The organism is Acetatifactor aquisgranensis (assembly GCF_943193215.1).
Taxonomy (GTDB): Bacteria; Bacillota; Clostridia; order Lachnospirales; family Lachnospiraceae; genus Acetatifactor; species Acetatifactor aquisgranensis.
In genome coordinates this window covers 1-9,120 of the sequence record NZ_CALPDH010000070.1, presented here as the reverse complement: position 1 = coordinate 9,120, position 9,120 = coordinate 1, and the positions used below count along the sequence as shown (strand labels likewise).

Annotated in this window: 18 protein-coding genes; all 18 read left to right on the top strand. The window is 47.6% G+C overall.

Annotated features, from left to right (window positions below):
• The first annotated feature begins 147 nt into the window (after positions 1-147).
• Positions 148-330: a helix-turn-helix domain-containing protein gene (locus NFS35_RS28270; RefSeq protein ID WP_135990067.1), complete on the top strand. Its 183-nt coding sequence runs from the start codon at positions 148-150 to the stop codon at positions 328-330.
• Positions 331-332: 2 nt separating this feature from the next.
• Positions 333-1,103: an adenine nucleotide alpha hydrolase family protein gene (locus tag NFS35_RS28265; RefSeq protein ID WP_251210300.1), complete on the top strand. Its 771-nt coding sequence runs from the start codon at positions 333-335 to the stop codon at positions 1,101-1,103.
• Positions 1,104-1,122: 19 nt separating this feature from the next.
• The gene (locus NFS35_RS28260; RefSeq protein ID WP_251210299.1) at positions 1,123-1,899 is read left to right on the top strand and encodes a DNA adenine methylase; all 777 of its coding nucleotides are present in this window, start codon (positions 1,123-1,125) and stop codon (positions 1,897-1,899) included.
• 329 nt (positions 1,900-2,228) lie between these two features.
• A complete protein-coding gene (locus tag NFS35_RS28255; protein WP_251210298.1) occupies positions 2,229-2,504 on the top strand; it encodes a hypothetical protein in 276 nt (91 codons plus the stop codon).
• 78 nt (positions 2,505-2,582) lie between these two features.
• A complete protein-coding gene (locus NFS35_RS28250; RefSeq protein ID WP_251210297.1) occupies positions 2,583-2,768 on the top strand; it encodes a hypothetical protein in 186 nt (61 codons plus the stop codon).
• Positions 2,769-2,808: 40 nt separating this feature from the next.
• Positions 2,809-3,027 carry a hypothetical protein gene (locus tag NFS35_RS28245; RefSeq protein ID WP_251210296.1) on the top strand — a complete coding sequence of 73 codons (219 nt, stop codon included), beginning with the start codon at positions 2,809-2,811 and terminating at the stop codon, positions 3,025-3,027.
• On the top strand, positions 3,024-4,370 hold the full coding sequence (gene dcm, locus NFS35_RS28240) for a DNA (cytosine-5-)-methyltransferase (protein WP_251210295.1): 1,347 nt from the start codon (positions 3,024-3,026) through the stop codon (positions 4,368-4,370). Before NFS35_RS28245 ends, dcm begins: the two co-directional genes overlap by 4 nt.
• On the top strand, positions 4,327-4,626 hold the full coding sequence (locus NFS35_RS28235) for a hypothetical protein (protein WP_251210294.1): 300 nt from the start codon (positions 4,327-4,329) through the stop codon (positions 4,624-4,626). The genes dcm and NFS35_RS28235 overlap by 44 nt, the downstream gene beginning before the upstream one ends.
• 12 nt (positions 4,627-4,638) lie before the next feature.
• Complete coding sequence (locus NFS35_RS28230) at positions 4,639-4,785, top strand: hypothetical protein (protein WP_251210293.1); 147 nt, start codon at positions 4,639-4,641, stop codon at positions 4,783-4,785.
• Positions 4,773-5,111, top strand: a complete 339-nt coding sequence (locus NFS35_RS28225) for a hypothetical protein (protein WP_251210292.1) — start codon at positions 4,773-4,775, stop codon at positions 5,109-5,111. The genes NFS35_RS28230 and NFS35_RS28225 overlap by 13 nt, the downstream gene beginning before the upstream one ends.
• Before the next feature lie 17 nt (positions 5,112-5,128).
• Positions 5,129-5,698 carry a hypothetical protein gene (locus tag NFS35_RS28220; protein ID WP_251210291.1) on the top strand — a complete coding sequence of 190 codons (570 nt, stop codon included), beginning with the start codon at positions 5,129-5,131 and terminating at the stop codon, positions 5,696-5,698.
• Entirely contained in the window at positions 5,685-6,062 is a 378-nt protein-coding gene (locus tag NFS35_RS28215; RefSeq protein WP_251210290.1) for a hypothetical protein, read from the top strand. The genes NFS35_RS28220 and NFS35_RS28215 overlap by 14 nt, the downstream gene beginning before the upstream one ends.
• Positions 6,043-6,291, top strand: coding sequence for a hypothetical protein (locus tag NFS35_RS28210; RefSeq protein ID WP_251210289.1), 249 nt, complete (start codon positions 6,043-6,045; stop codon positions 6,289-6,291). Before NFS35_RS28215 ends, NFS35_RS28210 begins: the two co-directional genes overlap by 20 nt.
• A gap of 134 nt (positions 6,292-6,425) precedes the next feature.
• Positions 6,426-6,641 (top strand): hypothetical protein, encoded by a 216-nt coding sequence (locus NFS35_RS28205; RefSeq protein ID WP_251210288.1) that lies wholly within the window; start codon positions 6,426-6,428, stop codon positions 6,639-6,641.
• Between the two features lie 24 nt (positions 6,642-6,665).
• A complete protein-coding gene (locus NFS35_RS28200) occupies positions 6,666-7,004 on the top strand; it encodes a hypothetical protein (RefSeq protein WP_135990077.1) in 339 nt (112 codons plus the stop codon).
• Positions 6,992-7,294 (top strand): hypothetical protein, encoded by a 303-nt coding sequence (locus NFS35_RS28195; RefSeq protein WP_251210287.1) that lies wholly within the window; start codon positions 6,992-6,994, stop codon positions 7,292-7,294. Before NFS35_RS28200 ends, NFS35_RS28195 begins: the two co-directional genes overlap by 13 nt.
• Positions 7,295-7,740: 446 nt before the next feature.
• Positions 7,741-8,634 carry a hypothetical protein gene (locus tag NFS35_RS28190; RefSeq protein WP_251210286.1) on the top strand — a complete coding sequence of 298 codons (894 nt, stop codon included), beginning with the start codon at positions 7,741-7,743 and terminating at the stop codon, positions 8,632-8,634.
• A partial coding sequence (locus NFS35_RS28185) for a ParA family protein (RefSeq protein ID WP_251210285.1) occupies positions 8,631-9,120 on the top strand: 490 nt, incomplete at its 3' end. The genes NFS35_RS28190 and NFS35_RS28185, both read left to right, overlap by 4 nt.

Genomic DNA, 9,120 nt, shown 5'->3' with positions numbered 1-9,120 from the left:
TTCATTGTAAAATAAGATGCGACAAGGGCAATATACTCTAAAGCATCTTATTTTTAACAGAAAATAAGAGAGTGCTACAAGAGAATTAAAAACTCTTGTGGGCACTCTTTTTTTATTTCACCAAAAGCAGAAAGGAGATAAAGGGGCATGAGGAAAGGAAATAGACGGCTGAACTTCACGGACCGCCAGACCATTGAGAGGATGCACGCAGCAGGGGTAAAGGTTTCAGCTATTGCGGATGAAGTGGGGGTGCATAGGGCAACCATCTACAATGAACTGAAACGTGGTGGGGAGCCTTACCGGGCAGAGGTAGCCCAAAAGGCATTGTGAGTATGAAACATATAGCGAGTTTTTCCGGCGGCAAGGATAGCACGGCAAGTATAATTTTAGCGCACGAACATGAAGAACCGCTTGACCTTATCATATTTTCGGAAGTTATGTTTGATAAGAATATCAGCGGAGAGTTGCCGGAACATATAGATTTCATAAAAAATAAGTGCATTCCGAAGTTTGAGAGTTGGGGGAATGAGGTAAAGATACTCCGTTCGGACAAGACATATTTAGACTGCTTTTTTCAAACAGTCGAAAAGCCTTTACGTCATGCTCATAACAAAGGGAAGAATAAAGGTTTTCCAATGGCGGGTCATTGCAACATCAATAGAGATTGCAAATCAAAACCAATCCATGAATTTTATAAAAATATGCAAGATGAGGTGACGCAATATGTAGGTATTGCAATAGATGAAGAAAAGCGACTTGAACGAATAAGAATATCAGATGTTCCGAAAATCTCATTGCTTGAAAAATATGGATATACGGAGCAAATGGCATTTGACCTATGCAAAGAATATGATTTACTGTCCCCGATATATGATTTTGCACCAAGGGGAGGGTGCTGGTTCTGCCCGAACGCAAGGGATTGTGAATTGCGGCATTTGCGTAACAATCATAGGGATTTATGGAATAAGCTGTTGGAATTAGAAAAGACACCAAACCTTATAGGAGATAAATGGAATACGCTAACCAAAACAAGTATTGCTACAAAAGAAGAACAATTCAGATGGGAAGATGCACAGCTAACAGTATTTGATTATTTGGAATAAAGAAAGCGAGGAACTTAACATGGAAACGATTCTAAAATATCCAGGAGCAAAGAACCGTCTGGCAGAATGGATAATTTCTTTCATTCCGGAACACCGGGTTTATTTGGAACCATTCTTTGGAAGCGGAGCCGTGTTTTTTAATAAAGACCCGGCGAAGATAGAAACCATCAATGATTTAGATGGAAATGTATGTAATCTTTTTAAATACCCGGATGAATTTGCAAAAGGGCTTGAAATGACACCATATAGCCGTGAAGAATATGAAAATGCCTATGCGGTAGGTTCAGCTGAAACGGATATGGAAAGGGCAAGGAAATTTATGGTTCGCTGTTGGATGGGGATGGGTAGCAGCAATGTTTATAAAAATGGCTTCCGTTCCAGTCAACAAGGGAATAGTCCAAAGACAACTAAACATTGGGGTGAATTGCCGGATAGGGTATTGTTGGCGGCGGAGAGATTGAAACACGCACAAATTGAAAGGCTTCCGGCATTGGAACTATTAAGACGATATAACACGCCGGATGTATTCATATATCTGGACCCGCCATATTTGCCGGGTACAAGAAAAGGCTATCTGTATAAATTGGAAATGTCAAAGGATGACCATATAGAACTTTTAGAAGCAGTAAAAAGGCATCCGGGGAAAATACTTATAAGCGGATATGACAATGAGGTTTACAACAAAATTCTGAACGGATGGAGCAAAGCGCAGAAACAGACCCAGGCAGAACACGGTTTAAAGAGGATAGAAACGCTATGGTTCAACTATGAAAGAATTTATCAGCTGAATCTTTAAATTTTGTTATAGCACCAGGGCGGCATCCATACCGCCCGGCAACTAAAACGGCCATGCCAACCATGGGCGGCGCGAGGGTCCAAAGCCCCTATAAACTGTTGATGGGTTGCACTGGTGCAGAAAGTACCTACCAGGGAAGCGTACACGCCTATTCTTCCCAGGTAGGCCGGAAACTAGAAAACCATGCCACGCCCCGGTGAAGTTATCCGGCGTTTAAAAGGTTGTACGATAACACCCGGTATATTGCAAGTAGTCATCCTATAAGCCATAGGGCGTGATATGGACGGATGGCCGCTTGCGGTATGCAAAAACCAAAGAAAGGGAAAAGTATGTCACAATTTGATTATTACAGCAATTTGGACAGTCACCCGTTTGTTGGAGAAAGGAAAGTTTCTTTCAAAGCAAAAATGTCAGAAAAGCCGTTCCTTGACGGATATTTCAACGGAAGCCCAAAACATAGCCAGGTGGAGAACGTAACACGGGGAAAAGTGTATGACATTTACAAGGTTGAGGGGTTCGGAGATATGGCAGAATTTTATTTTCTGGATGATACGGGGAAAGAGCAGGGATTGTGTGATTTCTTCTTTGAAGCGGCGGAGGAATAGAGGTTTACATGAAAGGGTGAGAACATGGACAGAAAATATAATTTTCCAATAAAGAAGTGCCCAGGATGCGGCGGCACCATGTTCACGGTAAAGCAGAGGATAAGCGGCACCGGGGAATATTATGTGGACATGGAAACGGGAGAGATTGAAAGCACAGAGTTACACAGCGGCTTGCAATATAAGAACACTGGAAAATATGCCGTCTGTACAGATTGCGGAAAAAGGCTTTTCAAGATAGACGAAAGCCTTAACGTGATAGAATAGCCGTTTCCCTGGGCAAATAACAGAAAGCGAGGATTTCAGCGTGAAAATCATGTTAAAGAGGGACACCGATTTAAAAGACCTTGAAACAAAGGTAAATGAGAACCTGGCCGCCCTGGAAGCGGACGGGGCGGAAATCATGGGAATTGAGCATGGGACAGAAACCTTGCCCGTCATCCGTGGAAAGGAGATTGCAGACTATAGGACTTCTTACACGGTGATGATTGTCTATGAACCGTCCAGGCCGGAGCCGTTGAGATGAACGCCGGTTTGACTTTGGGGAGCCTTTTTGACGGGATAGCCGGGTTTCCCTTGGCAGCAGGGCGGCACGGCATCAAGACCGTATGGACAAGTGAGATAGAGCCGAACTGTATTGACATAGCAGGGCGGCATTTCCCGGATGCCGTGAACCTGGGGGACATTACCAGGATAAAAGGCGGAGAAATCCCCGTGGTGGATATTATCAGTTTCGGAAGCCCTTGCCAGGATTTAAGCGTGGCCGGGAAGCAGACGGGGCTTGACGGTTCCCGTTCCGGCCTATTCATGGAAGCCGTGCGGATTATACGGGAAATGAGGGAAAAGACAGATGGAGAATATCCAAAGTATATCATATGGGAAAATGTGGCCGGGGCTTTTTCAAGCAATAAGGGAGAGGATTTCCGCCGGGTCCTGGAAGAAATCACAGAAGCCAGTATTCCAATGCCTACAAGTGGGAAATGGGCATCCGCCGGATTGGTTGGAATTGAGGAACCAGGGGGGGATTTGCGGACAGTCGCATGGCGGCAGCTTGACGCACAGTTTTGGGGAGTTCCCCAACGTAGAAAAAGAATCTACCTTGTCACAGATTTTAGAAATGGACGTGCCGGACAAATACTTTTTGAGTGCGAGAGCGTGTTGGGGTATTCTGTCACGGGCCGAGAAGAGGGAAAAGGAAGTTCCGACAATCCTAAAGATAGCCCTATTGGAGAGGATAGCGGAGGACTGGCAGAGGAACCAGGCGGACAAATGAAACTGGATTTCGGCAGGACGGCGGATAGGATTTATATAAATTCCAAGAAGAGCGCAACCCTTATGGGAACGGATGGGGGCGGCGGTGGGAAAACTGGCCTTTATCTGCTTCCAGTCTATACCATAGCCGGAAACGTCATAGGCAGGGATGAAAAGAACGGCGGAAACCAATTAGGGATAAACCAGGACGTTGCCCCGACACTCACAAGCACGGACCGGCACGCCGTAGCCTACACACAAAGCGGTTATGCAGAGTTCAAGGAGGGCGTAGGGACCATAAAAAAGAGCCGTGGGGCAGCAGGGGGAGGAAGTGAAACCCTTGCCGTGATAATTGAGCGGATTGCCGCAGCGGTAAAGTACCGGGTCCGCCGCCTTACGCCGCTTGAATGTGAACGCCTGCAGGGGTTCCCGGATTACTGGACAAGGTACGGGGCATCCGGCAGGGAAATGTCCGACAACGCACGCTATATGGCCCTGGGAAACAGTATTGCGGTCCCGTGTGCGGAGCGTGTATTTATCGGCATAATCAGAGCGGAAAGCGAGGGTGGAAACCATGATGGTACGGGAGTTCCTGGAATTGATATGCAATTCGGATAATCTGCTGATAGTACGGGATGCCAAAAGCGAAGCAGGGCAGGAAACCATATACAAAGGGTATAAGGCATTGCTGGCACATGACCCCGTGGCGGATGCCGTCCTGGATGCCCAGGTGAAGAGGTTTAGGGCATCCCCGGAAATCCGGCATAAGGAATGGAAAGACCGGGGACTGATGCCGCCAATGGAGCCGGAGAAAACGCCGGATTTCCGCTTTTCTGATTTGCAGATGACCCTATATTACAAAATCATCATTTAGGAGGAATGAAAGATGGCGGAATTGAAAGTAAAGGTGGAAATAACCGACTGGCCGGAGTTCAAGGAAAAGATTGCCAGGATAAAAAAGGTTATGCGGCGGCGTGCATGGATAAACGGCCAGAGGGCCGGGAAAGCGAGGAAAAGAGGATGGACAAATTGAGGATGGCAGAAGCCAATTATAAAAGCTATACGCCTATCAATGGAGTGGTGGAGCCGGATTTTCTGGAATATCTCAAAGAAACATTCCGAAAGTGGCAGCAGTACCATGAAGAGGGCGTGACGTTGGGCAGCCGTGAGATTGCGAAGCTGTCAAACGTGGTGGAGGGGGCAAGGATAAATTCCCGTTTCGGGTTTGAGAAGTTCGCCCACCGTTTCACGGATGAAGAGGGGGAAGAGTGGTTCTCTTTGATGATTTATAAGAACCGGGAAGAAATGGAAATTGATGCAGAACCTTTATATTGTTTTGCATCCAGGATTTACAGATAGAAAGAGAGGAAAAGGGCATGGGATTATTAGATGGATTCACAAGTGACGGAACCGTGAACATGAAGTACACGGAATTTTACAAACTTATGAGGGAAGCGGCAAGGGCGGAACTAATGGAAAATGCGGCCAGGTGCAACGTGCCCCATGAGTACATCCGGGAAATGCTTACCGGGAAGATGGAAGCCCCGGAGATTCTGCCGGAAACAGAAGTACACCCGGACTATGAGATTGAGAGCATGATTACTTCCGCCAGGCGTTTCTTGCGTATGCTGCCGGATGAAGAGCGGTTGGCAAGGGGTGTGGAAACATTAAATGGTATTGTGGCACTGGCGGAAACGGAACGGCTTAATGAAATCATTCTGGACAATGCGGAAAAGTTAAAGGCCAGGGATGCCGCCGGGGAAAAGAAAATGCCGGAAACATGGAGTTGCGAAACGTGCGTAAACAATGCCATGCGTGAAACATTTACCGCCGGAGAATGTGAAACGTGCGAGGATGGAAGTCATTATGAAGCGATAGACGGAACCGGGCAGCAGGACCAGGACACGGACGGGGAAAAGGAGGATGGAAGCCATGGCAATGAATGAGTTAAGGGCAGAGGTTGAAGCCGCCGCCCAGGCAGAACTGAACCGGGCAAACGAAAGGTTCCCTTTATTCAATAGCCGCCATGAGGGTTACGCCGTGACACTGGGGAAGATGGAGGAAGCCAAGGAAGCCCTGGACAATGCGGAATCTTCCCTTGCCGTGTTATGGGACGGCGTAAGAGGGAAAAAGATAGCTTGTTTCCTGGTGGAAGATGCAAAGCCAATGGCAATATACCGCCAGGCCGTGGATGCCGCTTGTGAAATGGTCCAGGTGGCGGCCATGCTGTTGAAATATGAAATGAGCCAGGCGGATGCAGACGGCCAGGCAGAAAGCGAGGGAAAAGACTATGGCGATTTATGCAGTTGATTTTGACAATACACTGGCCGTTACCAGGTTCCCGGAAATCGTGGGGCCAAAGGCAAAGGTTGTGGCGGCGGTGAAGATGCTGAAAGCCAACGGCCATAAAATCATCCTCTGGACAAGCAGAGCCGGAAAGGATTTGAAAGATGCCGTGGAATGGTGTACAGAGCAGGGCATTATCTTTGATGCGGTGAATGAGCCATTGCCGGAGCAGATGGACAGATGGGGGGAATGACACAAGAAAAGTTTATGCGGATTTCTACATAGACGATAAGGCAATGCCTATTGAAGCCCTGGAAAGCATCATGGACCGGGTTGTGGACATAGTGGAAGAATATAAGTTGCAGCAGCAGGGAGGAATGGGACGGGATGATTAAGCGTGTGATTGGTGCATTGTATGGGATTTTCCTGGAAGAACCATTGAGCAGCTTGCATAACTGGCAATGCCGCTTTGAAAAGGAATATCTGAACTATTGCCGGACGGGATGCAGGGATTGCTACAAATGGAACGGCTATTGCCGTAGCCGGAAAGAGGGAACGCCATATAAGAAATTCCGCCGGAAATATCACGATATGGGCAAATAGGAATCAGAAAGCGAGGAACTTAACATGGGAAACGCACTTGCGGTAATATTGGGAGCCGTGGAACGGGAAAAGGCGGTGCCGTTCCTCTTCACTGGAAGCAGGAACCACCGGGGCATCCGCCCGGAACTGGCAGAGGTTAGGGAAGTAAAGGCAATGATGGCGGTCATTGACCGGGAACTGGAAAATTACAAGAGCCTGGCGGAACTGGATTTCCGGGCCGGGTATGTGGCCGGAAGAATCTATGAAAAGGAAGCCGCCGGGTGCATCACGCCAGGGCACAAGCAGGACCTTATAAATATTCTGTATACAAAATATGAAACCATCCGTGGTTTGGAATCCTGGGGTGCCGGATGCGGTTTGTGATTGGCGGAATGAAGCATGACACGGACAAGATGGAACGGGTGGCAGCAGTAAGGAAATGGTATAAAAATGACAGCCCTTTAATGCGTGCGGTATTCCAGGGGCGAGAAGTAGAAAAAACGTATGATTGCGAGTTATGGAAATCTGAAAAAGGGAACTGGCTGTTGACCCATGAGGAAGATTTCCAAAAGAAGTATGGCGAAGCGATAGAGGAAGAGGAAGCCAAAACCCTTTTGATGCATTACGCAACGGAAACATACGAAAGTATGTTCGGAGAGTTGCCGGAAGCATGAACGGGGAAAGCGAAACCCGGTTGCAAGGTGGGGAACACCAAAAGCAACCGGGTTGGAACTTAACAAGGACAGTATAGCACAAGATATGGAGGAAAGAAAGGGTTTTCTTCCATATATAGAAAGAAAGGCGGAAAACATGGAGGTTTACATAATTATGGCGGCAGTAGCGGCGGCAATGCTGATTATATCCGGCCTGGCCTTGTTCGGTTTTGCACTGATAAAGAAAGCGTTTGACAAATTTCTGGACTGATTTTTTTAAATGGGCGGTGCCCCTTGCCCGTCCTTGTAATGGGTATTAGCATATCGGACACCCTGGGGATTTATAGAAAGATATAAAGGCATAGGTGGGTGATGGTGATAAGAAGAGGGGAGGGAGGGGAGGAAAAGGGAAGTGATGCCCAGGAGCAGGAAAGAGGGTAGGGGCTTGACATATAAAGGTGGGGAACATGAAAAAACTGTATGATGATTACGATTATGAGGAAGCATACCAAAAGCAGTGTGACACCCTGGAAGAATGGGAGTTGGAAAAGCTGTTAAAGGATGGAAAGGTGGCGTGCCTTTATCGGACAACCACCACCAAGGCGGAGAACATCCAGAACGGAACCGTATTACTGGAAAGCCAGGTATACCCGGCCTTTAAGGATAAAAAGGATATGCCAGTAACGGCAAAGAAGAGGGAAACCAGGCCGTCACAGCGGAACCTAAACGATAAGAACGCAAGACGTTATCTGATACGCCTGGCAAATATCAATTTCGGCAAGGGTGATATTTGGGCCACATTTGGATGGAATGATGGTTGTCTGCCTGGTGATGAAGAGAGGGCCAGGAAAGATATAACCAATTTCATAAAGCGGATAAACCGCCGCCGGAAAAAAGACGGGTTGGACAATGCAAAATATATTTATATCCTTGCCTTTGACGGGTACAAACGCCCACACTTCCATATTCTGTTATCCGGGGACGGGATGGACCGGGACGAACTGGAAGAACTATGGGGAAAATGTGACAGACCGAACACCAGGAGGATAAAGCCGGATGACGATTTCCTTATAACCGGGCTTGCCACGTACATATCACAGAACCCACACGGGACAAAAAGATGGTGCCCGTCAAAGAACCTTAAAAAGCCGGACAAGCCGACAAGAAGCTATTCAAAGTTTAAAAAGGGCAATGTGGAGCGGATGGCAAGGGACCATGAAGAACTGAAAAGCCAGATGGAAAAAGCATACCCTGGATTTGAATTTCTGGATGCAGAGGTTAAGTACAATGGAATCAATGCGGCGTTCTACATATACGCCCGTATGGTGAAGATTAAGCGAAAGGAGCCTAACAAGAAATGAAGATTGTTTCAGTCATCAATTTAAAGGGTGGGTGTGCCAAGACCACCACAGCCGTTTCCATGGCGGAACTGTTGGCAGAGGGGGACAAGAAAAGAAAGCGGCCTGGTAGCAGGGTATTGTTGTTCGACAATGACAAGCAGGGGAACGCTTCCCGTATGTTTGAGGTATACAACCGGGACCAGGAGGCGGAAGCGTGCCGGATTATGCGGACCGGCCATATGGGAGAAAACAGTATTCGGAGGGTTTCCGGGATTGCGGCGGATGAAAAACTGGATGTAATACCTTGCAACTATTTCATGGAGTTGGCGGAACTTGCCGTAAAGGCAGACCAGGACCATGCACAGCATGACCGTTATAAAACCGCCCTGGGGGAAGTTGCCGGGGAATATGACTATTGCATCATAGACAATCCGCCGGACCTGGGGATGAACGTCATAAACGCCATGGTGGCAACCCATGAAATCATCATTCCCGTGTGCCTGGATG